This window comes from Bacillus cereus group sp. BfR-BA-01347, from assembly GCF_022663835.1.
Lineage (GTDB): Bacteria > Bacillota > Bacilli > Bacillales > Bacillaceae_G > Bacillus_A > Bacillus_A thuringiensis_K.
The window spans coordinates 20,331-46,248 of sequence record NZ_JAKUGG010000023.1 but is presented as its reverse complement, the minus strand read 5'-3'; the positions used below and the strand labels follow the sequence as shown (position 1 = coordinate 46,248).

Sequence of the window (25,918 nt, the reverse complement as noted above, 5' to 3'; positions counted from 1 at the left end):
TTATGCAAAACTTAGTTAGTTTATACTTCTATTTATAGTATAACAGTTTAGAAATGTATTTGTTAATAGTTTTATTTTTACTTTGTATAGTAGGGAGGTAGGTTAGTATTGTCGGTTTTTGTCGGTAAGTCGATATATCTAGAAAGTCGCTGATATATTTTGAATTGCGCCGATATATTTCGAAAATCGCTGATATATTCAAAAAATCGCTGATATAATTTCATATACCGCTAAAACACCTCAAAAAAAACGATCTGCATAATTTCAATTACCGCAAAACTCTCCCAGAAAAGAAAAAAAGACGCCACATAGCGTCTTTCCTACGAACGAAACGGAAATACAAGAATAATCGTCGTTCCTTTTCCGAGTGCACTATCAACGGAAATTGTCCCGTTATGAGCATGAACGAGCTGTTTTGTAATGGCTAGGCCAAGTCCAGTTCCGATGTTGCTTTCTTCTGTGTTTGTTCCGCGGTAATATCGTTCAAATAGAAGTTCTTTCGTTTTTTCATCCATTCCTTTTCCATCATCTGAAATGGAGAGTGTAAAGGAATTAGCGTTTTGTGATAGTTTTACGATGACATTAGTCGTTTCGTTATTATGTTTTACAGCATTTACGAGTAAGTTTTCGATAATACGCTGAAACCATTTTTCTTCAATGAAATATTGAATTTTATTTGAGCTCGGTACGAATTCAATATTTTGATTTTGGAGTGTTGGATTGTTAATAAATTGCAATAATACTTTTTGAACGAACTGATTGATTTCAACGTTTACGTGCTGTGCAGGAAGGCTATTATTTTTTAATTGATACGTTAAGCTTAAATCATCAATTAATGTCGTCATATATTGAGATTTCTCTTTCATAACACTACCAAATTGCTGAATATCACGATCAGTCCAGTTATATTGATTCGATTCAAGTAATAATGCGTAGCCATATATAGAGCTAAGTGGTGTTTTTAAATCATGCGTTAGACCAGTAATCCATTCTTCTCGTGTTTGCTGGAGTACTTGCCTCATCGCATCATTTTTTTTGAGTGTAATAGAAAGGTGTTCTAGTGAACTTGTCACATCTCTAAACAAACGGAATGACCATTTTTCTTTACCAGATCGCCGGAACCTGACAGGTTTTCCTTTTTTATTAATAGGTTCTTCATACTTTCCACCAGCGATATTTTTAAGCCAGCGCATCGCATGTAATAACGGTTTCCCGAATTTATTACCGTACCAAATAGAAAGAATGACTAAATAAACAAATACGATAAGAAGGATTAATCCGCATCCGATGAGAAACTTCTTAGTAAATACATCTTCCATTTCATCATCTGGATAGTAGTGCTCATTTTTTGCAGTTACAACGAGAAGGTTGCCACTATTTGCATCGTAAAAGCTAGACGTGTTTTCTTTATGATTCCACGGTTCTTTTTCATTAAGGGCAATTTGTATTGCTGAAAATGTTTTTTTCTTTCCAGTTGGATAGGAAAAAACCTCTTCGCCATTTTGATTAAATATTTGAAGTGCTGCTTTTTCTTTAGACAGTAACTGTTTTTCTTGATCTGTTAATGTGAACGAATCCATCGTTAAAGAGGAATGATCCTTTTGAATTGCTGTCAGTAACGCATTGCTTTTTAACATACCACCATAAATAACAAGTACTTTCTTTTCTTCTAATTCAATTTCCCAATATGTAAATTTATAATTACTTTCGATATGATGTTGTATGTATGCGACTAAAGATGTCTTCGTATAAGCATTCGGAACATCATTTGGTGTATTAAAGTGGTAGAGGATTTTTCCGTCTTCATCTACAACTTGGAACCAATCATTTTTCTCTTTTATTAAATCTTGCACTTCAGATTGTAATGAAATATGCCCATCTTCTGAGGAGATGTATCTTGAAATTGTAAAACTATCAGAATCTGGAATGTTAGGTTCGTATAAAGTACTAGTAAGAAGAAAAATTAAATAAGTAAAAGCAGCAACTACAGCGATAAGTAATGTAACTAAAACAAAAACGTGTTGCATGATAAATTGAATAATAAGTCGTTTATTAAAATTCATATCGTCACCCTACTTTGTAACGAACTTATAACCAAGCCCGCGAACGGTTTTTATATATTCTGGTTTACTTGGATCGTGTTCAATTTTTTCACGTAGTTTTCGAATGTGGACCATAACAGTGTTGTCATCGCCATTATAGGCAGGTGCTCCCCAAACTTTTTCATATATTTCCTCTTTCGAAAATACGTAGTTTGGATTCTCGCAAAAGAAGAGTAGTAGTTGAAAGAGTTGAGCGGAACATTCGACAATATGCCCATCTACTGTTAGTTCTGCAGAGTGCTGATCAATTTCAAATCTTCCAAATGAAATCGAGTGTGATTTTTGCTCGTGTGGAACGGTTTGTTTCATATGTCTCCGAAGCTGTGCTTTCATGCGTACTACTACTTCTAATGGATTAAAGGGCTTCGTAATATAATCATCCGCACCGTATGAAAATCCAGATATTTTATCTAAATCAGATGCTTTTGCTGATAGGAAGAAAATGGGACAATCTGTTTGTTGGCGAATGATTGGACAAATATCAAAACCAGATTGTCCAGGAAGCATTACATCTAAAATAATTAAATCGTAATTGTTTTCCTTAGTTAGAGATAAAGCTATTTCAGCTGATGTTGCAGTTGTAATATGAGAAAAACCTTCTTTTTCAAGAATGGTAGTTAGTAATTGTAAAATTGCAGTTTCATCATCAACGAGTAAAATATTTGCTTGGTACATAAACATCCCTCCTAATTTTCTCGAATATCATATCATCCTTTTGTAACTTATGGAATTTTTAAGGAAATTTTAAGGTTTTCTTTCGCAAAAAATTAAGAATCAAATGATATGATAAAAGTAACATAGGGGAGGAGATGAGTGTGAATCCGTTTCAAGTGATGCGAGCTAGATATTTTTTAATTGTATTTGCACTATTAATTTTAATAGCGAGAAGTAGTGGCGATTTGCTAACAAGTATATTTCATATACAAAATTCTTCTTTTATAAATACCCTTATATTCTATATCCTTCCGATGGTATGGATTTTTTATGAGTATAGAAAGCATCACATTTCATTTTCATTGTTTATTAATAAAAATGAAACATTTAACTTGGTGCAAGTTTTATACATTACGGTTATGTTATGCATGTTTAGTTACGGGTATCTTATTTTGTATATGTATAGTTTTGCATGGATTACACCGGACTTTATTATGAATGCCCTGCATGAACCGATTGTAGATAGTACTGGGGGATATGTATCTCAAGTCATTAGGGTCGTATTCATCGCACCAGTTATTGGGGAATTTGTTTTTCGCGGATTTTTACTTCAACGTTTTGCCACAAAATGGGGAACGAGCATAGCGACCATCGTTGTAGCAATATTGTTTGCGTTGTTACATGTTGATTTCCTCGGTGCAGCCATATTCAGCATCGTATTGTCGATTGTATATATTCGTACGAAAAGTTTACTCATGCCAATTGCAATACATATGTTAAACAATGCATTTGTAATAGGTGCGTCTTTTCTAATAAGTAGAGAAAAAATTATGAGTTTTGCCGATTTCTCAAATTATACGACATTCTTTCCTGGACTTATTATTTTTATAACAGGATTAAACTTAGTACTTATCTTTTTATTTGTTAATCGCAAGTATTGGAGTAAAGAAGTGCCAGTTATATATGCAGAGCAGGAAAAGAGCTTTTCAGATGTAGTCGGGAGTAAATAAGATGAAGAAGACGGTTGAAAAAATATTAAAAGATATTATAGATGCTACGTCTATCACAGATATGTGTGATAAAAGCTTTTGTCATTGGCTTCAACCTGTAGTAGATACGATTGTGTTTCCAGAGTATTACTTATTTTCTAGTACTCATTTAAAAGAAAATATTATTTCTCTTCTTATTGTGTTCGGGGTTTTACTAATATTTGGTCTAATTGTAGAAGAAATGATGAAGCGCATCTTCAGAAAGAATGAAGAGAAGTATATGTGGATTCATAAAGTATTCGAGAAAGTAATGGTGGCTTTCCTTTTGTTTTATGGTATAAAAACAATCATTTACTTTATAGCTTTGAAACATCATTAATTCGAAATTTGAAAGGGATGTATAAAATCATATGAATGAAACGATATCATCAAATAAGTTTTTTTATTTGATTTTGCTTAGTCTAGTGTTAATAACGACAGTGAATGTTATTTTGCGCTGGGAGGAAGCTTACTTTTTCATGTATTTAGCGCTCCATTTGTTGGGGATTTTATGTATAAGTGGTGGAGTCGTTACTGAAAAAAAGAGTGAAGAAAGCGTTAACTATATGTGTGTGATCGGTCTTGTTTTACTTTTAGCTGTACAGGGTATTATGAAATATAGTTCTTTCTCTTTACAAGATTTTAGTTTATTAATAGATGTACTTCCTTAAAGAGGCTCTTTATGTTATCTAAACAGTAAGTAGGATACGTGTTGGTTTGTAAGTGCGATCCTTATTCCGGATTATGAACCGAAGAAAGTGTTTAAAAATAGGTAAAACTCTTCTTATGTAGAAGAGTTTTTTTATGTAAATAAAAAGATTCAGCGCAATTCACATAATAAGCTTGTTCTATTTTAGCGTGTACGAACTTACAATAATAATAGACAGGCAGCATAGAGGAGGGAATAGCGTGAGGAAGGTTATCGGTTGGTCGCTTTTTTTGTACGTTGGATTTGCGTTACTTATATATTGGTATTTATTTGGATGGAATCATGAACTTATTCCGGACATGTATAAAGGAACGAGTGCAGATCCAGAAACGTTTATGAGTGCGAGAGAGCTTACGCTAAGCCAAGATTATTCGCGCGTGAAAAATTTACTATACTTTTTAGCGACGCCTCTTGAATGGATTATTTTATTATTTGTACTTGTGTTAGGTATTTCAAGAAAGTTTGAGAAATGGTCGAAGGAAACGACTAAAATAAGTGTCTTGCAAGTTGCGATTTATTTCTTTTATTTATCATTACTGACAACAGTGCTTGCCTTACCGATGCAATGGATTGGCCGGAAAGTGTCCGTTGATTACGGCATTTCAACACAAAGTACACAAAGCTGGATAAAAGATCATGTTATCGGTTTTTGGGAAAGTTATGCGACTATGTTAATCGTAGTTACCGTTCTATTATGGCTTATCCGTAAATTTCCGAAGAGATGGTGGCTAGCAGGGTGGGCACTCTCTGTTCCATTTACAATCTTTTTAACATTCATACAGCCTGTCGTTATTGATCCGCTGTATAACGACTTCTCGACGCTGAAAAATAAAGAATTAGAAACGAAAATTTTAGCGATAGCAGACAAAGCGGACATTCCTGCTAAACACGTATATGAAGTAAATATGTCAGAAAAAACGAATGCATTAAATGCTTACGTAACAGGAATTGGCCCTAACGCCCGTATTGTAATGTGGGATACAACACTTAAGCAGTTAAAAGATAAAGAGATTTTATTTATAATGGCCCATGAAATGGGGCATTATGTTATGAAACATATATATTTTGGCGTTGCAAGTTATGTGTTGCTATCGTTTATAGGTATGTTTTTAATTAGTCGTATTATAAATATGTGTATTCGCAAATGGGGAGATACATTGCAAATTTCAAAAGTGGCATGTTTCTCCATTTTACCTTTATTTTTCTTAATTTCTTCTATACTCTCTTTTGCAGCACAACCAGCAACAAACTACGTTTCACGTATAGAAGAAAGAGCCGCAGATCAATATGCTTTAAATATGACGAAGGACGGGAAATCTGGTGTGAAAACTTTTCAATATTTATCAAAAACAAGTTTAAGCCAAGTAAATCCGCCTGCGTTAGTGAAATTTTTCTTATACACGCACCCACCAATTTTTGAAAGAATTCATACGTTTGAACAATATGAGAAACAAAGCAAAAAGGAGTAGCATGATAGCTACTTCTTTTTTTATAGAGATATAAGTTTCATATTGGGAATATTTATCATTGCTTTTTATTGTGATTTTGTAAATAATAAGCTATAAAATTCTAAAAATCTATATATAAAGGAATAAAGGTGGAAAAATGTATTTTTTACAAAATTTAAAAGTGAAATATAAATTATTGTCGCTTATTTCATTAGCAGTTTTAGGTATGGTAATTATAAGCAGTGTAGCAATTAGTTCTATTAATAAGATTAAGCATGATACAGAGGTTGTAGTAGATGATTATCAATATTCTGCAATTTTATTAGAAGGAATGCTTCGCACACAAAATTCACTAGAATATAATTTATTAGAATTAATTACGGCGTCACAAAATGAAGTAGCAAATAAAGAGGGAATAATTGATAATATTGAAAAGGATCTTAAAAAATATGATTCTTTATTAAAAGAATATGATGATGGTTTTAATTTAAGTAAGCAAGAGGATGAACTGTTTCAGAAGATGAAGAAATCTTTACCAAGTTATAAAGATACATATAAAAAATTATTTGAAAAGGCGAAGGCAACAAACGAGCCACAAATGGTACATGAATTTCAGAAGGAATTAAAACCGAAGGGAATAGAGTTAGCTGGTTATGCAGTGGATCTAGAATCGTATGTTTCAAATTTAGCTGACCAAGTATTTAAAGATTCTCAAAAAATGATTGATCGATCCGTTATTACCTTTATCATTCTTGTAGTAGTTACTACAATCGTTATATGTATAGTAAGTTATATTATTAGCAAGCTTATAGTTGCTCCTTTACAAACGGTTAGTCGTATGATGGAAAGAGCGAAAGAAGGAGATTTAACCGTACATGGTGATTATACTGCTAAGGATGAATTAGGTGTATTAGTAAGTAATTTTAACGAGATGATTGCAGGGCTAAGAACAAATATGCAAGAAGTAGAGAATAATATTCAGCTTTTATTCCAACATGCAGACGGAGTAGTATCTGCATCAGAAGTATCTAGTAGTGCAGCGAAGAAAATCACTATGGATATTGAAGAAGTTGCAAATGGTGCAGAAAGTCAAATGCAAGCAATGGAACAAACTGCGGGTGCGATGGAAGAGTTGACACAAGGAATGCAGAGTATAGTCAATACATCATCCTCTGTAAATGAATTATCTGCTCAATCAGCATTAGATGCAGAGAATGGTAACAAATTAATGAAACAAATGATTCAACAGATGGATACAATCCAAAATTCGGTACATAGCGGTGTGAAACAAGTAGAGACTATGAAAGAACAATCAGAAGAAATTGTTAAAATCATTGATGTGATGCAAGGTATTACCTCCCAGATTAACTTATTAGCATTAAACGCTGCAATTGAGGCTGCACGTGCTGGTGAAAGTGGTAGAGGATTTGCAATTGTGGCAGATGAAGTGAGGAAATTAGCAGAACAATCTAGTGATTCTGCAAAACAAATTGAGAATCTTATTACTCAAGTTATGGGAACAACGAACCATACGGTACATATGATGGGGAAAGTAGATAATGAGGTACAGGCAGGCACACAAGTAGTAATGCATACAGAAAAAGTATTTGGAACAATTACAGAAAAAGTACAGCAAGTATCTGAGCAAATTCAAACGGTATCTATGTCAACAGATGAAATTGCAGCGAGTAGTGAGGAAATCTCGGCTTCTGCAGAAGACATGGCTCAAATTTCCCAAAGATCATCTGACCGAACTGATAGGGTAAAAGAGTCTATTCAACAGCAAGAAAAATCTGTTCAAGAGATTTCGGTTTCAATTGAACATATGCATAACGCAGCAGGAAAACTAAAACAAATAGTTGCCCAATTTACTCTTCAAAAGTAGTAGCATATTTGAGTGTTAATAAAGATAAAAAAATCATCCTCTTTTAAGAAAAAAGGATGATTTTTTTATCCCGTTATTTGCTGGGCAGTAAGACCCCCACCTCAAAATTCAGCGAAAAATGCTACCCTTGAAATATAACCCATCAATATAGTAGCCTCCATTAGGTATCTCCTTTAGGTGCCAATAAAGGGAAGTTATAAAGTGAAAAGGAGTTTATAAAGAAATTGTAGAATGTTTTAGTATATAACACCTTAGATGTAACAACTTCCTTTTTGAAAAAGAAAGAAGGAGGCATAAAGCAGAAAGGTAGTGGAAATATTTCTTCTAGAAGATTTGCATTTTATCTTACATTCACCAAAAAATAGTACTCCTGAAACAATGAAGTTCATTTTATTTGAATGAAATAGGGAGAGAGGATAATGAAGAAAAAAATATTGGGTGTAATGATGATTGCGACAATGGCAGGAGGTATATTTGCAGGGACGAATGTGATGCCTGTAAAAGCGGAAGAGTATCCACAAATGATTGTGTTTGAAGATGTTCCATACGGATTTTGGGCATATGATGCTATTATGGATTTAGCGTATCATAAAATTATATTAGGGTATGGAAACGGGAAGTATGGTGTTGGCGATCTTATAACACGTGAACAAGTAGCTGGGACTATTTACAGAACACTTGAGATAAAAGAAGAAGGGCCAGTAGCGAATCCATATAAAGATGTTTCTGATAGTACAACAACTTTTAAAAAGGAAATTTTGGCGTTAACAAAACGTGGTGTTTTTACAGGGGATGGCCAAGGGGATTTTAGGCCGAAAGCACCAATCTCTAGAGCGGAAATGGCTGTCATTTTAAAACGAGCATTTAATTTTGAAACGAACCAAAAACATACATTTAAAGATATTCCAAAAGGCCACTGGGCAGAAGATGCGATTAGTGCGTTACAATCTAATAATGTTGTGAGAGGAACTGGGAATGGCATGTATGAATTAAATCGCCCTGTACCTAGAGAGCAATATGCTCAGTTTATTAATAATGCGATTATTAATTATCATTTGAAAGAGGATTGGAAGTAGAGTGAAATATGAAAGCACAAATAGAAATATTTGTGCTTTTTTGTTTGTTTAAAAAGAATTATTATTCGTATTTATGTATTTTTATGGTTATACACAAGCTTTATAATCAACCCGATGAAAAAGACATGATGTGTAATATGATTCACAAAACCGTCACGAAATGTGTCGAAAAATATATTGTCGCTATACCATTTATTCTGTATATTTTTAAAAAAACATATGCATATTGGGGAGATAATTGGATGAGCAAAAAATTATTAAAAACAGCTACAGCATTAACAATTATGGGTGGGGTGTTATTCTCAGCAGAGAGTGATAGTGTAAAAGCGGAAAGTGCACCGTTGCAAAAAACAAATACAATTGTATTTCAAGATGTACCAAAAGGACATTGGGCATATGAGGCAATTCATGAATTAGCGGAGCAAGAAATCATTTTGGGATATGGTGATGGAATATTCGGTTTTGGGGATAATGTAACACGTGAGCAAGTTGCAGCTTTAATTTACCGTGTGTTTGATATGGAAGAACAAGATGAATATGAAAACCCATATGGAGATATCGATGAAAATTCAACAAGCTTTATCGAGGAGATATTGGCTTTAACGGAAATCGGAATTTTCCAGGGAGACGAGAATGGAAACTTTAGACCGAAGGCAACGTTATCGCGTGCGGAAATGGCACAAGTTCTTACGAATGCTTTTGACTTACAGGCAAAAGGATCTCATAACTTTAATGATGTTTCAGCAAATTCATGGGCAACGAATGCAATTAGTGCAGTACAAACAAATGGTATTACAATGGGAATCGGAGAAGGTAAATTCGGTCCGTCTATGAAGGTAACGAGAGAACAATACGCACAGTTTTTACATAGAGCAATATTGCATGATATGGAACAAGGGCAGTAATAAAGTTTAACTAGTCAAAGTGAAATTTAAAAATAATACAAAAAGGTCGTTGTTGTATAACAGCGGCCTTTTTTTTATAAAATAAAGCGCGAAAGAATGACGTTTTGAAAAAAAATGAAATGAATTTTCAAAAAAAAACTTCCTTTTCTGAAGATTTGTTATATAATATAAAACATGAAATCAAATCTGTTATAAAACAGTTTAAGAAGGGGATGCTAATATGTCGACGCAAACTTCACGGGTTACACTCGTTGGAGAAATGTTACCAGCGTACAACGAAATATTGACACCTGAGGTGCTTAGTTTTTTGAAGGAACTACATGAGAATTTTAATGAGCGCCGCATAGAACTTTTACAAAAACGTGTAGAAAAACAAAAGAGAATTGATGCAGGGGAGTTTCCGAAGTTTCTAGAAGAAACAAAACACATACGTGAAGCGGATTGGACAATTGCCAAGCTGCCAAAAGACTTAGAGGATCGTCGCGTAGAGATTACTGGACCGGTAGATAGAAAGATGGTCATTAACGCTTTAAATTCAGGAGCGCATCTTTTTATGGCGGATTTTGAAGATTCGAATGCACCAACTTGGGAAAACGCAGTTGAAGGTCAAATCAATTTACGAGATGCAGTAAAGGGAACGATTTCACATGAAAATGATAAAGGGAAAGAATATAGATTAAATGAGAAAACAGCTGTACTCATTGTACGTCCAAGAGGATGGCATTTAGAGGAAAAGCATATGCAAGTTGATGGGAAAAATATGTCGGGTAGTTTAGTAGATTTCGGCTTGTACTTTTTCCATAATGCGAAAGCTCTTTTAGCGAAAGGGAGCGGCCCATACTTTTACTTACCGAAAATGGAAAGTTATTTAGAAGCGAGATTATGGAATGATGTATTCGTATTTGCTCAAAAATATATCGGCATTCCAAATGGAACGATTAAAGCAACTGTGTTACTGGAAACGATTCATGCTTCGTTTGAAATGGATGAAATTTTGTATGAGCTAAAAGATCATTCTGCTGGCTTAAACTGCGGAAGATGGGATTATATTTTTAGCTTTTTAAAGAGTTTCCGTAATCATAATAAATTCTTACTACCAGATAGAGCACAAGTCACGATGACGGCGCCATTTATGCGTTCGTATTCTTTGAAAGTAATTCAAACATGTCACCGCCGTAATGCACCAGCAATTGGAGGAATGGCGGCACAAATTCCGATTAAAAATAATCCAGAAGCAAATGAAGCAGCTTTTGAAAAAGTGCGTGCTGATAAGGAACGCGAAGCTTTAGACGGTCATGACGGGACTTGGGTTGCCCACCCTGGACTTGTACCGGTTGCAATGGAAGTGTTTAATCACATTATGAAAACACCAAATCAAATTTTTAGAAAACGTGAAGAAATATGTGTAACAGAAAACGATTTACTAGAGGTACCGGTGGGAACGATTACAGAAGAGGGCCTTCGCATGAATATTAGCGTAGGTATTCAATATATTGCATCTTGGTTAAGCGGACGGGGAGCAGCACCCATTTATAACTTAATGGAAGATGCGGCAACAGCTGAAATTTCAAGAGCACAAGTATGGCAATGGATTCGTCATGAAGGTGGAAAACTAAATGATGGTCGTAATATTACGCTTGAATTAATGGAAGAGTTAAAAGAAGAAGAATTAGCAAAAATAGAAAGAGAGATTGGTAAGGAAGCCTTTAAGAAAGGGAGATTCCAAGAGGCGACAACGTTGTTTACAAATCTCGTTCGGAATGATGAATTCGTACCATTTTTAACATTACCGGGTTATGAAATTTTATAAAAAATGAAAAGGGGATGGAACAAATGAAAAACGAAAGAATCGAGAAGTTACAAGAAAGCTGGGAATTAGATGAGCGTTGGAAAGGGATCACACGTCCATATTCGGCAGAAGATGTAATTCGCCTGCGCGGGTCAATTGATATTGAACATACGTTAGCGCGTCGTGGTGCTGAGAAGCTTTGGACATCGCTTCATACAGAAGACTATATTAACGCACTTGGCGCATTAACAGGAAACCAAGCGATGCAACAAGTAAAAGCTGGGTTAAAAGCGATTTACTTAAGTGGTTGGCAAGTAGCAGCTGATGCAAACCTTTCTGGGCATATGTATCCAGACCAAAGTTTATATCCAGCGAACAGCGTACCTGCTGTAGTAAAACGAATTAATCAAACGCTTCAACGTGCGGATCAAATTCAGCATATGGAAGGAAGCGATGATACAGACTATTTCGTACCGATTGTAGCAGATGCAGAAGCTGGATTTGGTGGGCAATTAAATGTATTCGAACTGATGAAAGGTATGATTGAAGCAGGTGCATCAGGTGTGCATTTTGAAGATCAATTATCTTCAGAGAAAAAATGTGGCCATTTAGGCGGAAAAGTACTACTACCAACGCAAACAGCAGTACGCAATTTAATTTCTGCACGCCTTGCAGCAGATGTAATGGGAGTGCCGACAATTATCGTTGCAAGAACAGATGCGGATGCAGCTGATTTAATTACGAGCGATATCGATCCTGTTGATAAAGCATTTATTACAGGAGAAAGAACACCAGAAGGGTTTTACCGTACGAATGCAGGTCTTGATCAAGCAATTGCGCGCGGTTTAGCGTATGCACCGTATGCAGACCTCGTTTGGTGTGAAACGTCAGAACCAAATTTAGAAGATGCAAAACGATTTGCGGACGCAATTCATAAGGAGCATCCAGGGAAGCTACTTGCATATAACTGCTCACCTTCATTCAACTGGAAACAAAAACTAGATGAAAAAACAATCGCAAGCTTCCAAAAGGAAATCGCATCTTACGGTTACAAGTTCCAATTCGTAACACTTGCTGGATTCCATTCATTAAATTACGGTATGTTTGAACTAGCACGTGGCTATAAAGAGCGCGGCATGGCAGCATACTCTGAACTACAACAAGCAGAATTCGCAGCTGAAAAACACGGCTACTCTGCAACACGTCATCAACGCGAAGTGGGAACAGGTTACTTTGATGAAGTGGCACAAGTGATTACGGGCGGAACTTCATCAACGACAGCGTTAAAAGGATCTACAGAAGAAGCACAGTTTACGAAATAAAAGGAAGGGGCACCTTTTTGAAGGGTGCCCCTTATTATTTTCTAAAAGATTCGAAAAGAGAGATTGAGTTGTCGGCAAAAAACAATACTAACTTTTCTTTATTACTAAATCAACTCCACTCAGCCCTATGATCACGAATAAACTTCATATCTTTCTCATAATGCTCTAGATGTCCTTCATCGATCATTCTTTGGAAATTCAAGTCGCCTTCTTGCGCTTTTCGTTTCATATATGTACATAACCCTTCTAATCGAAGTAACACCATTCCTAAGTAATCTTCATCCATATTTTTATCATAGGACTGAACGAACAAATTCACTCTCTCTTTAATACGATCTGCATGTTGCGATGAGTCATAATGAACGGCTTCACCAGATTCTGTATAATACACTCTACTTAAAGGCACACAAGTATAGAGTGTATAAGCGATATCCCATAGTCTTGGACCAGGAGCAGCAACATCGAAATCAATAATCCCTACTGGCTTCTCATTATTAAAAATAATGTTATATATGGCAAAATCATTGTGACATAAAACCTCAATGTTATTTGGAGTGTGATCCATCGGTTTCCAATCATCTAATAACGGAAAATCACTTACGGCATCATGGTAAAGGCGGAGCATCTTTGCGATTTCTTTTAATACATCATTAGATCGCATATATTCTTTTAAAGGATAATTGCCAGCTTCTCCTTCAATAAAGGATAAAATCTCTCTATCTTTTTCATCTACACCTAAAAACTTTGGAGCATAATGAAATCCTTTGTTTTCTAAGTGTTGCAATAGCTTATGAATCTTTTCACTGCCTAGCTTTAACTCTCGCCGAACAGTATTTTCAGAACGATATACGTTTGAGACGTTTCCCCCTGTTAGTCTTTCTTCTTTAGCGTAGTTTGACATGTGAAAATTCCCCCCTGTGATTAAAAAATCCAATTCCAAATAGTGAATAGACCAACAATGGCAGAAAAGAGAAGGGAAGCAAGCAATGCTAGACAGCCAAAAGGAACTAGCTTATCTTGCCATGTTTCTTTATACTCATAAACTAAATTCTCTACTACTTCTTTCTGCACTGAAGATAAGGGCTTATCTTTATCCAAACCCTTTATATGGATAGAATCGCCTTTAAACTTTAAAGCACGTGCAATATGATGAGGATTATTTCCCATTGATTTTTCAAATAATAAACATGATTCATGCATAATATCTGTTTTATGCTCTTCTAGATACCAGTAACGTCCAGCCATTTCCGGATATTGTAATTTATAATAAATATCTCCGAGTTGTTTTCGAAGATGTAATTCATTTGGGTATGTAAAGATGAGGCCATGCAATCTATCTCTTGCTTTTCCAAGATTATTATTTTCAATATCCTCTTCAATTCTTTTTAATGTTTTTTTAGGAATTTTATTGGTCATAAACTCCTCCTTATTTAGAATAGAGATAATTATATTTTATAAGAAATACTAAAAATTAGAAATTCTATTTTCGAAAAAGATTGTACATTTTATTTTAATGTGCTATGATAATGTCAGTTGAATAGTTAAATTAAGCAATCCATATGTTATCAAGTGCTGAAAACGAACGAGAAAAAGTATGTGAGAACTAGTTTATGTTTCGTATTTGATAATGTGTGGATTCTTTTTTTAGACAGGAAGACTAAAAAATTTAAAATTTGTATTTTCTTAGGAGGAAATAATTATGGCAGTAACAGGACAAGTAAAATGGTTTAACAACGAAAAAGGCTTCGGTTTCATCGAAGTTCCAGGTGGAAACGACGTATTCGTACATTTCTCTGCAATCGAAACTGACGGTTTCAAATCTCTAGAAGAAGGTCAAAAAGTTAGCTTCGAAATCGAAGACGGTAACCGTGGACCTCAAGCTAAAAACGTAATCAAACTATAATTTTATAGTTGATGATGGAAAAAAGGATGGCTAATGCCATCCTTTTTTTAGGTTGTGGAGAAAATTTTTCCAGAGCCTGTTTTTATATGTAACTCTCTTTTTTTTATGTTAAAACTGGTAAAAAATTATCGGGAATGCGTATTAGTTTCTGTAGAAGAGTTAGTTCAGCAAGAGCATTTGCTGCGTATGATAGTAAATAACTATAAATTTGTTTTCTCTGTTGAAATGGGGAAATCTTTTCTAGATAGACCTTGAGTAACATCTTTTTTGTTAGCATTGTTGTTGGAATTTTGTACGTTTTGAGATGATGTTTCTAACAGTTGTTCTTGTTCCTTACTAGGGGTATTCAGAGCATCTGAGGGGATGCTATTAACCTGCTGGCTTAATAGATCTTCTTTATCCATAAGTATACAGCTCCTTTTGGGAATTCGATAAAAAGTAATGTAATTATAACTAGCTACTTATATATTGTGTTTTTGAATGAAATTATATACAAAACTTATATTACAAAGTTAACTAATTAACGAATTGTTAGTGATGGATAAAGATGTACAAATTTTAATTTTTTAACAAAAATTAAAAGCGGGTAACAAGTACAAATACTCTTTCTCATGTTTTATATAAGGAGCATATTACAAATCAAAAAAGATGTAGAGAACCTTGGAAGAAAATATAGTTGTTTTTTTTAAGGGTTAAGAAGAATAAATAAAATGATACTACAAATGTAAAAAGGCATTCCATAAAGGAAGGCCTTTTATTGTTCTTGCCCTGATTTTTTCTTCTCACGTTTTTTACATTCTGTACATTTTGATTTACGAAACGGTTTGGCAAAGAATAGCAGAATGAAAAATAAACCGAATATAATACTAGCTGAGTTTTTCACGATAATGATGCTACTATTTTTCATTTGAATCGATGGTTGGATTTCTTTTTCTTCCATAGTGGCCCTCTATATATTGGATTTACATTTTAATTATAGCAAAGTTAACTGCTTTAATGATGTGAAAATAGGAAGGGATAATAAATATTTATAGGTAGTATAAATGTTGTTTTTATAACTTTAAAATTAAAAAATTACTATATTGTGATTTTATTATTTAACAAATGTTTGATAAATGATAAAAAACTGTAAAAAAGCGGAACTTGTAAGCTATTTCCTTTTCATAGATGCTAAAATTATATATGCAGCTGCTAATATAAATGGAAAAAAGGAGATAATGGAGTATGGAAAGTAAAGTGGAACGCTATGTCGAAAATTATGTTGTAACGAAAAATACGATGGCCTTACTTCCTGTTATTCTAAGTGAAAAGAAAATTGTTACGCGAGTCGTTGAAATGAATGATTCTTTTTTCGTATTTCAAAAACCTCTAGATATTATAGAAAGAAGTTGCCGCAAGCATGGCTCTAGTTTCTTAGGCAGAAAAGAAGGAACGAAAGAGTTAACTCATATTACACATAAAGCACCGATTGCGATTAGTCCAGCAGATCAACTTTATTTTTTCCCTACCTATTCTTACTCTAGAAAAGAGTGCGCTTGGTTGTCTCATTTTTATATTGAAAGTAACAAAGAATTAAAAGATGGAAATCTTATTATTAGATTTATAAATGGTTTTGCTGTGAAATTAGAAATATCAAAAACTAGTTTTGAAAATCAACAAAATCGTACAGCGAAATTACGTACTGAATATGAAGATCGTAGGAAAAAACAAGGGAGCCCTTGTTTTAAAGAGGTTGATAAAAAAGAGGAATCAACATTAAGACCCGCTTATGAGAAAGTGTATGTTGTTAGAGAAGAAGAAGTGTAATATAGAAAAAGCTGCCTCTAGAATGTTGCTTTAAGCGGCATTCTAGGACAGCTTTTTTGCTATTTAAATATTAATAAGTTTCTTCCTTACGGGCAGCATCCATCATAATGAAGATAGCTGATAAAATATGCAAAATCATTCCTACAAACGGAATCCATGCAAGGCAAGAAGTTACAATTCCTAGCACATTACCGTTAGCACTCATATTAGCTTTTTTAGCCAATACTAAAGTGACGATATGTAATACTAGCATGAAAAGAAGTGGTAACCAAAGTAAAGAAACAACAATAGTTCCTCCGAGTACAGGTATTCCCAGTAAAGCCTCTAAGGCACCAGTAACCCATTTTAATAATTTTACTGTGTCTTTCAAAGTATTTCCTCCTAGAAACATAAAATAAATATATTGCGATATTTAGTATAACAGATTTATGTTGTTATTTTAATAAAAAATGTAAAAAATACTATTTTTTTATATTTAAATAAATTATTTGTAATATACTATTTTTGAAGGGATATAAGGATATTGTTGGATGTGGTGTTATTAATATGTAATATCTTGTCAAATATTGATAGATTATCATAGCTAAATAATGAAGGAATTCTTATGAAAGATATGGAAACTTTAATAAATACATCTCCATATGTCGTATCTACCATTTCCTCTTTCATATAAGCAATGATACAGTAGGGATAGTATTTAGAGTAAAGGGGTAAAGTGTAGAATGGATTTTCAGACAATCAAAGAGTATTTTTCACCAGAAAATATGGATCATATTGTTGAGAGTTATAAAGCGTTCGGACCACTTCTTGGTATTGGTTTACCGATGATAGAGGCGTTGATTCCAGCATTACCGCTTATTGTATTTGTACTGGCAAATGCTGTTGCATTTGGCTTTTGGCTCGGTTTTCTTTATTCATGGCTTGGATCAGTAATGGGTGCATTACTTGTCTTTTTCATCATCCGCCATTTTGGTCGCAGTCGTTTCTTTTCGTTTGTAAATAAGCATGAGAGAGTACGAAAAGCAATGGGATGGATTGAAAGAAAAGGATTTGCACCGATTTTTGTTATATTTTGTTTTCCATTTACACCGTCAGCATTAATAAATGTTGTCGCTGGTTTATCCCGAATTAGTGTAAAACAGTTTGGGCTAGCGTTAGCATTCGGAAAACTTGTGATGATTTTTATTTTAACGTATATCGGTCATGATTTAATGTCATTTATTCATAATCCAGTGAAATCAGTCATTGTAGCGATTGGTATTTTTATTTTATGGTATGTCGGTAAGAAAATCGAAGTAAAGTTAGAACTGCATTAAGAATAGTCTTCTTTGTAAAGGAAAGCTTCAGTATTAAAGGATAAGGGGAGAAGCAGATGAAGAAAACTTTGAAAAAAGAAGGCATAGAGTGGATACGAACAATTTTAATTGGTGTATTATTAGCTGTATTTTTTCGAACGTTTTTCTTTTCGACGTACGTTGTAGAGGGGAAGTCAATGATGCCGACATTACAAGATGGCAATATGCTCGTTGTAAATAAGGTGAGTTATCAAGTTGGGGACTTGAACAGATTTGACGTTGTGGTGTTTCATGCGAATAAAAAAGAGGACTATGTAAAGCGGATTATCGGTTTACCTGGAGATCATATTGAATATAAGCATGATAAATTATATATAAACGGACAATTCGTGGATGAACCTTATTTAGAGAAATATAAGAAGGAGATAAATGGACGACAACTAACAGGTGACTTTACGCTAGAAGAGTTAACTAAGGAAAAAACGGTGCCACCTGGATATATTTTTGTAGTAGGTGATAACCGCCTCGGGAGCTGGGATAGTAGACACTTTGGATTTGTAAAAGCTGATACAGTTGTCGGTAAAGTTGATTTACGATATTGGCCAATTCAAGAGGTGCAAACGAATTTTTCAAAAGGTTGATATAATAGGTAGAAGTATAAAAAAAGGCAAACTACTCCGTTTGTCTTTTTTCGTGTCCTATAATACAATTATAGTAGCAAACTAACGTTCGTTATGTAAGTGAAAGGTGGGGTTACATGTCACTTCGATTTGTGATTGGTAGAGCGGGAAGTGGAAAAAGTACACTTTGTTTACACGAAGTGCAAGAAGAGTTAAAACAGCGCCCGAGAGGGGAAACAATATTATATCTTGTGCCAGAACAGATGACATTCCAGACGCAGCAGGCGTTAATTGGAAGTGAGGATGTAAGAGGTTCTATTCGGGCACAAGTTTTTAGTTTTTCACGATTAGCGTGGAAGGTACTACAAGAAGTTGGCGGAGCGAGTCGTCTTCATATTGATGAAGCGGGTGTACATATGTTACTTCGTAAAATTGTAGAGTCTCGTAAAGATGGGTTATCGGTGTTCCAAAAAGCAGCGGAGCAAAACGGTTTCTTTGAACATCTGGGCAGTATGATTGCAGAGTTTAAACGTTACAATGTAACGCCATCTAACGTATATGAAATGTGGCAACAATTAGATGCGCATAGTAGCAGTGCCGAGCAAAAGCTATTAGCGAATAAAGTGTATGATTTACAACTACTATATGATGATTTTGAACGTGCTTTAATCGGAAAATATTTAGATTCAGAAGACTACTTGCAATTGCTAGTGGAAAAGCTTCCGCAGTCTGAATATGTAAATGGTGCGGAAATTTATATAGATGGATTTCATTCATTCTCCCCGCAAGAGTTAGAGATTGTAAGACAGCTTATGATTTGCGGAGCGAGAGTTACGATCACGTTAACGATAGATGAAAAAACGTTAGCGCAGCCAGTAAATGAACTCGATTTATTTTATGAAACGACGGTAACGTATGAAAAAATAAAACAAGTAGCGCGTGAAGAAAAAATAGAAATTGAAAAAACAATTCCACTTATGGAACAGCCGCGTTTTCATTCTCCAGCATTAGCGCATTTAGAAGCTCATTATGAAGCGCGTCCGAATGAAAAATTTAACGATGAAGCGAGTGTAACGATTAGTACAGCTGCGAATTTACGAGCGGAGGTAGAAGGTGTTGCTCGTGAAATTCGTAAACTTGTTGCGGATGAAAAATATCGTTACCGAGATATTGCAGTACTTCTTCGTAATGGGGAAAGTTATTACGATGTGATGCGAACGTTATTTACAGATTACAATATCCCGCACTTCATCGATGAAAAGCGCCCGATGTCACACCATCCATTAGTAGAATGTATTCGTTCTGCACTCGAGATTATTAGTGGGAATTGGCGTTATGATGCGGTGTTCCGCTGCGTGAAAACAGAGCTTTTATATCCATTAGACGTAAGAAAAGAAACGATGCGTGAAGAAATGGATGAATTTGAAAATTACTGTTTAGCGTACGGTGTACAAGGAAAGAGATGGACTTCAGAGGATCCATGGATGTATCGCCGTTATCGTTCTCTTGATGATACGAACGGGATGATCACAGACAGTGAACGTGAAATGGAAGAGAAAATAAATAGGCTACGTGACGTTGTAAGAACACCTGTTATTCGCATGCAAAAAAGGTTAAAGCGTGCAGGAACAGTTATGCAAATGTGTGAAGCAGTTTACTTATTTTTAGAAGAGCTGGATGTTCCAAAGAAACTAGAAGAATTACGTATACGTGCAGAAGAAAGTGGAGATTTCTTATTTGCGACAGATCATGAACAAGTATGGGAAGAGGTAATGAGCCTTCTTGATACGTTTGTAGAGATGCTTGGTGATGAGAAAATGTCTCTTTCTATGTTTACGGACGTTATGTCGACAGGTCTTGAGGCACTTCAATTTGCTAATATTCCGCCTTCATTAGACCAAGTATTAATTGCTAATATTGATCACTCCAGGTTATCTGACGTGAAAGCAACGTTTATTATAGGTGTAAATGAGGGGGTTATTCCAGCAGCACCTATGGATGAAGGTATGCTTTCTGATGAGGAAAGAGAAGTTCTTGGTGCGGCAGGAATTGAATTAGCGCCAACGACGAGACAAACTTTGTTAGAAGAACAGTTCGTTATGTATCAAATGGTAACGAGAGCATCTGAGAAGTTATACATTTCATGCCCGCTTGCAGATGAAGAAGGAAAGACGTTACTTGCGTCTAGCTTTATTAAGAAAATAAAAAGAATGTTCCCTAATGTGAAAGATTCATTTATTACGAATGACGTAAATGATTTATCACGTTCAGAACAAATTTCATACGTAGCAACGCCAGAAGTAACGTTATCTTACGTTATGCAGCAACTACAAACGTGGAAGCGATACGGATTTGAAGGGAATTTAGACTTTTGGTGGGACGTATACAACTTCTACGTAACTTCAGATGAATGGAAACAAAAAAGTAGCCGCGTCTTATCAAGTTTATTCTATCGAAATCGTGCGAAGAAACTAAGTACAGCAGTAAGTAGAGATTTATATGGAGATATAATTAAAGGAAGCGTCTCTCGTATGGAACTATTTAACCGTTGTGCATACGCTCATTTTGCGCAGCACGGTTTATCGCTTAGAGAGCGTGATATTTTCAAGCTTGATGCGCCAGATATCGGCGAATTATTCCATGCGGCATTAAAGAAAATTGCGGACAAGTTATTGCGTGAAAACCGTACTTGGGCGGATTTATCCATAAAAGAGTGTGAGCATCTTTCTGTTTTAGTAATAGAAGAAATCGCACCGTTATTACAACGACAAATTTTATTAAGTTCAAACCGTCATTTCTATTTAAAACAAAAACTACAACAAATCATTTTCCGTACGTCAATCATTCTTCGTGAACATGCGAAGTCGAGCGGATTCGTACCAGTTGATTTAGAAGTGCCGTTCGGTATGGGCGGTACAGGATCACTTCCGCCGATGGAATTCTCACTACCAAATGGTGTGAAGATGGAAGTAGTCGGCCGTATTGACCGTGTTGATAAGGCAGAAGATGAAAACGGGACGTTCTTACGTATTATTGATTATAAATCAAGTTCAAAAGCGTTAGATTTAACGGAAGTGTATTACGGATTAGCACTTCAAATGTTAACGTATTTAGATGTTGTTACTTCGAATGCACAGACCTGGATGAAAAAAGGTCACACAGCATCACCAGCTGGTGTATTGTATTTTCATATTCATAACCCAATCGTTGAGATGAAAGGTGACGCATCTGAAGCTGAAATTGAAAAAGAAATTTTAAAGAAATTTAAAATGAAAGGACTCGTATTAGGAGATGCTGACGTTGTTCGTTTAATGGATAACAAACTTTCAACAGGAAGTTCGGATATTATTTCTGCTGGCCTGAAAAAAGACGGTAGCTTTAGTGCGCGTTCAAGTATTGCAAGTGAGCAAGAGTTTAACGTACTGCAAAAATATGTACACCATACGTTTGAAAATATCGGAAAAGATATTACAGAAGGTGTTATCGATATTGCTCCTTATAAAATGGGAAATAAAGCAGCATGTACGTTCTGTAACTTCAAATCTGTTTGTCAATTTGATGAGTCACTTGAAGATAATCAGTTTCGATCGTTAAAAGATATGAAAGATAGCGAAGCGATGGAGAAAATAAGAGAGGAGGTTGGCGGAGAATGATAGAAAATTGGCCTAAAAAACCAGAAGGTAGTCAATGGACAGATGACCAGTGGAAAGCTGTTGTAGCGAACGGACGTGATATTTTAGTTGCGGCTGCAGCTGGATCAGGTAAAACAGCAGTATTAGTTGAACGTATTATTAAAAAGATTATTAATGAAGAGAATCCAGTCGATGTCGACCGCCTGCTCGTTGTAACATTTACGAATGCAGCGGCGCAAGAGATGAAAAACAGAATTGGGGAAGCGTTAGAAAAAGTATTAATTGATGAGCCAGGCTCTCAGCACATTAGAAAGCAGCTGAGCTTATTAAATAAAGCTTCTATTTCGACGATTCATTCCTTTTGTTTACAAGTAATTAGAGGATACTATTACATGCTTGATGTGGATCCTCGTTTCCGTATTGCGAATCAAACAGAAAATGAATTGTTAAAAGAAGAAGTGCTAGATGACATATTAGAAGAAGAGTACGGAATCGAAGATAATACAATCTTCTTTGAACTTGTTGATCGTTATACGAGTGACCGTAGTGATGATGACTTACAACGTATGATTTTAGCGCTTCATACAGAGTCAAGAGCGCATCCAAATCCGGAAAAATGGCTCGATAAATTAGTAGAAGCATATGACGTAGAAGGAAAGACAATTGAAGATTTAGTGTACGCTTCTTACTTATTAGAAGATGTGAAATTCCAGCTTGAAACAGCGGAACAGCATATTCGTAAAGCGACGGAGCTCGCAATGCTTCCTGACGGTCCAGCGCCTCGCGTTGAAACGTTGCAAGCAGATGCAGCTTTACTTGGAACGCTATCATCAGCTGCTCGTGAATCGTGGACAAGTTTGTATGAAGCGATGCAAAACGTATCGTGGCAAACGTTAAAGCGCATTAAGAAAAGTGATTATAACGAGGATATTGTAAAACAAGTAGACTCTCTTCGTAATAAAGCGAAAGATGAAGTGAAGAAATTACAAGAAGAGCTATTTAGCCGCAAACCTGAAAGTTTCTTACGAGATTTTCAAGATATGCACCCAGTATTAGAAAAGCTCGTTCAACTTGTAAAAGTATTTACAGAGCGTTTCCAAGCGATGAAGCGAGATAAAGGAATGGTCGATTTCACAGATTTAGAGCATTTCTGTTTACAAATTTTAAGTGAACCAAGTGAAAATGGTGAAATGAATCCGTCAGCAGTGGCGCTCCAATATCGTAATAAATTTGCTGAAGTATTAGTCGATGAATATCAAGATACGAACTTTGTACAGGAATCCATTATTAAATTCGTAACGAAAGATTCTGAGAGTGAAGGGAACTTGTTCATGGTTGGTGACGTAAAGCAGTCGATTTATCGTTTCCGACTAGCCGAACCAGGACTATTCCTAGGAAAATATAAACGCTTCACACAAGAAGGATTAGGCGGCGGAATGAAGATTGACTTAGCGAAAAACTTCCGTAGTCGTCATGAAGTACTAGCAGGTACGAATTTTATTTTCAAACAAATTATGGGCGAAGAAGTTGGGGAAATTGACTACGATGTTGACGCTGAACTAAAGCTAGGTGCTACCTATCCAGAAGGTGAAGATGTAGCGGCTGAACTACTATGCATTCAGCAAACAGAAGAAGAAGTAATAGACGGTGAAGAAGGTTCGGAAGTAGAAAAGGCACAGCTTGAAGCTCGCCTTATGGCGCAGCGCATTAAAGCGATGGTCGATTCAGGTTATGAAGTATATGATCGTAAAACGGATAGTATGCGTCCGGTACAATACCGCGACTTCGTTATTTTACTTCGCTCCATGCCGTGGGCCCCGCAAATTATGGAAGAGTTAAAATTACAAGGAATTCCAGTATATGCTGACCTCGCGACTGGTTACTTTGAAGCGACGGAAGTAAATATTATGATGAACGTATTCCGCGTTATTGATAATCCGATGCAAGATATCCCGCTTGCAGCTGTACTTCGTTCTCCGATCGTTGGATTAAACGATGAAGAACTTGCAACGCTTCGTGCTCATGGAAAGAAAGGCTCGTTTTATGAAGTAATGAGCTCATTCTTAAAAGGGGCTCCGCTTGAAGAGGAGCAAGAACTTCATGATAAATTAGAGTGGTTTTATAACTTACTACAAGGATGGCGTGAATTTGCACGTCAACAATCACTTTCTGATTTAATTTGGAAAGTGTACGGTGAGACAGGTTATTACGACTTCGTTGGCGGTTTACCAGCTGGAAAGCAAAGGCAGGCAAACTTACGCGTACTATATGACCGCGCAAGACAATATGAAGCAACATCATTTAGAGGATTATTCCGCTTCTTACGTTTTATTGAACGTATTTTAGAACGCGGTGATGATATGGGGACGGCGAGGGCCCTCGGTGAACAAGAAGACGTTGTTCGCATTATGACGATTCATAAAAGTAAAGGGCTAGAGTTCCCAGTTGTATTTGTAGCTGGACTCGGTCGTCGTTTTAATACACAAGACTTAATGAAACGTTTCTTATTGCATAAAGATTTCGGTTTCGGTTCGCAATTTATCGATCCGCGCAAACGAATTAAATATACAACATTATCACAGCTTGCGATTAAGCGTAAAATGAAAATGGAATTAATTGCGGAAGAAATGCGCGTACTATACGTAGCATTGACGCGTGCGAAAGAGAAGTTAATTTTAATTGGAACAGTTAAGGATGCAAATAAGGAAATGGAAAAATGGCTTGATGCGAGGGAGCATAGTGAATGGTTATTACCAGATCATATACGTGCCGGAGCGTCTTGTTATTTAGACTGGATTGCACCTTCATTATATAGACACCGTGATAGTGAAATGCTTCTTGAATTAGGACAAGGAAGTATTCCAGATGAAATTTACGGGTATGACACTAGCTGGAAAGTAGAAGTTGTGGACGGTAATACGCTACTTGCACCAGAGCCAGTTCAAGAAGAGAAACAAGAATTGTTAGAAGCGCTTCGTGAGAAAAAGGCTGTTCCCCTGCAAAGTGAGCGGAAAGAAGAAGTGTACGACAGATTAATGTGGAAGTACGGATATGAGGATGCGACATCTCATCGCGCGAAGCAATCTGTTACAGAAATAAAGAGAAATTATCAATCTGAAGAAGGTAGCGATAACGCCTTTATTAAAAAACTACGTGCACCAATTAAAACACGCCCGCGCTTTATGGAGAAAAAAGGGTTAACGTACGCAGAGCGCGGAACAGCAGTCCATGCCGTTATGCAGCATGTTGATTTGAAGAAGCCGATTACGGTTGAAGTTCTTCAAGAACAAATTGCTGGAATGGTAAATAAGGAATTATTAACATTCGAGCAGGCGGAAGAAATAGCCATTGAAAAAGTAATTTCATTCTTCGACAGTGACTTAGGTAAAAGGGTATTAGCGGCGAAAAGTGTTGAGCGTGAAGTACCATTTACGATGATGCTTGCAGCAGAAGAAGCATATCAAGATTGGCAAGGGAAGAGTGAAGAAACGATTCTTGTCCAAGGGGTTATCGACTGCATGATTGAAGAGGAAGACGGCATTACGTTAATCGACTTCAAAACAGATACGATTGAAGGAAAATTCCCAGGCGGATTTGAACAAGCAAAACCAATTTTAGAAGATCGATATAAAGTACAGCTTTCGTTATATGCAAAAGCACTGGAGAAAAGCTTACAACATCCTGTGAAAGAGAAATGCTTATACTTCTTTGATGGCAATCATATTGTAAAAATTGAAGAATAGA

The 25,918-nt window shown here is 35.7% G+C and carries 22 protein-coding genes and 1 pseudogene; 16 read left to right on the top strand and 7 right to left on the bottom strand.

The annotated features are described in order from the left end of the window. Positions 1-320: 320 nt before the first annotated feature. Entirely contained in the window at positions 321-2,063 is a 1,743-nt protein-coding gene (locus MR143_RS25855; RefSeq protein ID WP_199717718.1) for a sensor histidine kinase, read from the bottom strand. A gap of 9 nt (positions 2,064-2,072) precedes the next feature. Further along, positions 2,073-2,777 carry a response regulator transcription factor gene (locus MR143_RS25850; RefSeq protein WP_000283861.1) on the bottom strand — a complete coding sequence of 235 codons (705 nt, stop codon included), beginning with the start codon at positions 2,775-2,777 and terminating at the stop codon, positions 2,073-2,075. Between the two features lie 140 nt (positions 2,778-2,917). Between MR143_RS25850 and MR143_RS25845 the strand changes: the two genes are divergently transcribed. The 10 genes and pseudogenes from MR143_RS25845 to aceA all read left to right on the top strand — a co-directional run bounded on the left by MR143_RS25845 (position 2,918) and on the right by aceA (position 12,918). Beyond that, complete coding sequence (locus tag MR143_RS25845; protein ID WP_001067990.1) at positions 2,918-3,766, top strand: CPBP family intramembrane glutamic endopeptidase; 849 nt, start codon at positions 2,918-2,920, stop codon at positions 3,764-3,766. A 1-nt stretch (position 3,767) separates the two neighbouring features. Then, entirely contained in the window at positions 3,768-4,124 is a 357-nt protein-coding gene (locus tag MR143_RS25840; protein WP_000754328.1) for a hypothetical protein, read from the top strand. Between the two features lie 31 nt (positions 4,125-4,155). Then, positions 4,156-4,455, top strand: coding sequence for a DUF2101 family protein (locus MR143_RS25835; protein WP_002163887.1), 300 nt, complete (start codon positions 4,156-4,158; stop codon positions 4,453-4,455). A gap of 238 nt (positions 4,456-4,693) precedes the next feature. Next, positions 4,694-5,962, top strand: a complete 1,269-nt coding sequence (locus MR143_RS25830) for a M48 family metallopeptidase (RefSeq protein ID WP_001233314.1) — start codon at positions 4,694-4,696, stop codon at positions 5,960-5,962. A 136-nt stretch (positions 5,963-6,098) separates the two neighbouring features. After that, positions 6,099-6,878: pseudogene (locus MR143_RS33735) on the top strand (MCP four helix bundle domain-containing protein); the annotation flags it as partial. After that, positions 6,873-7,826, top strand: coding sequence for a methyl-accepting chemotaxis protein (locus MR143_RS33730; protein ID WP_407842732.1), 954 nt, complete (start codon positions 6,873-6,875; stop codon positions 7,824-7,826). The pseudogene MR143_RS33735 and the gene MR143_RS33730, both read left to right, overlap by 6 nt. Before the next feature lie 419 nt (positions 7,827-8,245). Then, entirely contained in the window at positions 8,246-8,902 is a 657-nt protein-coding gene (locus MR143_RS25820) for an S-layer homology domain-containing protein (protein ID WP_131250259.1), read from the top strand. A 137-nt stretch (positions 8,903-9,039) separates the two neighbouring features. Then, positions 9,040-9,807, top strand: a complete 768-nt coding sequence (locus tag MR143_RS25815; RefSeq protein WP_199717717.1) for an S-layer homology domain-containing protein — start codon at positions 9,040-9,042, stop codon at positions 9,805-9,807. Positions 9,808-10,027: 220 nt separating this feature from the next. Beyond that, positions 10,028-11,617 (top strand): malate synthase A, encoded by a 1,590-nt coding sequence (aceB, locus tag MR143_RS25810; RefSeq protein WP_000107337.1) that lies wholly within the window; start codon positions 10,028-10,030, stop codon positions 11,615-11,617. 23 nt (positions 11,618-11,640) lie between these two features. Continuing rightward, positions 11,641-12,918 (top strand): isocitrate lyase, encoded by a 1,278-nt coding sequence (gene aceA, locus MR143_RS25805; protein WP_000787346.1) that lies wholly within the window; start codon positions 11,641-11,643, stop codon positions 12,916-12,918. A 109-nt stretch (positions 12,919-13,027) separates the two neighbouring features. On the opposite strand, the gene MR143_RS25800 is transcribed toward aceA, so the two are convergent. Then, positions 13,028-13,819, bottom strand: coding sequence for a phosphotransferase (locus MR143_RS25800; protein ID WP_046945920.1), 792 nt, complete (start codon positions 13,817-13,819; stop codon positions 13,028-13,030). Between the two features lie 20 nt (positions 13,820-13,839). Further along, positions 13,840-14,334, bottom strand: a complete 495-nt coding sequence (locus MR143_RS25795) for a DUF6584 family protein (RefSeq protein WP_242281073.1) — start codon at positions 14,332-14,334, stop codon at positions 13,840-13,842. Positions 14,335-14,617: 283 nt separating this feature from the next. Between MR143_RS25795 and cspA the strand changes: the two genes are divergently transcribed. After that, positions 14,618-14,821, top strand: a complete 204-nt coding sequence (gene cspA / locus MR143_RS25790; RefSeq protein WP_000301523.1) for an RNA chaperone/antiterminator CspA — start codon at positions 14,618-14,620, stop codon at positions 14,819-14,821. A 200-nt stretch (positions 14,822-15,021) separates the two neighbouring features. On the opposite strand, the gene MR143_RS25785 is transcribed toward cspA, so the two are convergent. Together MR143_RS25785 and MR143_RS25780 are read right to left on the bottom strand one after the other, a co-directional pair. Then, entirely contained in the window at positions 15,022-15,225 is a 204-nt protein-coding gene (locus MR143_RS25785) for a hypothetical protein (RefSeq protein WP_000356609.1), read from the bottom strand. Between the two features lie 350 nt (positions 15,226-15,575). Next, positions 15,576-15,761 (bottom strand): hypothetical protein, encoded by a 186-nt coding sequence (locus MR143_RS25780; protein ID WP_000391367.1) that lies wholly within the window; start codon positions 15,759-15,761, stop codon positions 15,576-15,578. A gap of 284 nt (positions 15,762-16,045) precedes the next feature. Between MR143_RS25780 and MR143_RS25775 the strand changes: the two genes are divergently transcribed. Continuing rightward, entirely contained in the window at positions 16,046-16,627 is a 582-nt protein-coding gene (locus MR143_RS25775; protein WP_131250263.1) for a competence protein ComK, read from the top strand. Between the two features lie 70 nt (positions 16,628-16,697). Here MR143_RS25775 and MR143_RS25770 read toward each other — a convergent pair whose 3' ends face one another. Further along, positions 16,698-16,997 carry a hypothetical protein gene (locus MR143_RS25770; protein ID WP_000655757.1) on the bottom strand — a complete coding sequence of 100 codons (300 nt, stop codon included), beginning with the start codon at positions 16,995-16,997 and terminating at the stop codon, positions 16,698-16,700. Between the two features lie 352 nt (positions 16,998-17,349). On the opposite strand from MR143_RS25770, the gene MR143_RS25765 reads away from it, so the two are divergent. From MR143_RS25765 to addA, 4 genes are all read left to right on the top strand, one after another. Next, complete coding sequence (locus MR143_RS25765) at positions 17,350-17,943, top strand: TVP38/TMEM64 family protein (protein WP_000347517.1); 594 nt, start codon at positions 17,350-17,352, stop codon at positions 17,941-17,943. Positions 17,944-17,999: 56 nt separating this feature from the next. Beyond that, entirely contained in the window at positions 18,000-18,563 is a 564-nt protein-coding gene (gene lepB, locus MR143_RS25760; protein ID WP_000751900.1) for a signal peptidase I, read from the top strand. A 116-nt stretch (positions 18,564-18,679) separates the two neighbouring features. After that, complete coding sequence (gene addB / locus MR143_RS25755) at positions 18,680-22,195, top strand: helicase-exonuclease AddAB subunit AddB (RefSeq protein WP_000058568.1); 3,516 nt, start codon at positions 18,680-18,682, stop codon at positions 22,193-22,195. Then, the gene (gene addA / locus MR143_RS25750) at positions 22,192-25,917 is read left to right on the top strand and encodes a helicase-exonuclease AddAB subunit AddA (RefSeq protein ID WP_074594663.1); all 3,726 of its coding nucleotides are present in this window, start codon (positions 22,192-22,194) and stop codon (positions 25,915-25,917) included. The genes addB and addA overlap by 4 nt, the downstream gene beginning before the upstream one ends. Position 25,918: the final 1 nt, after the last annotated feature.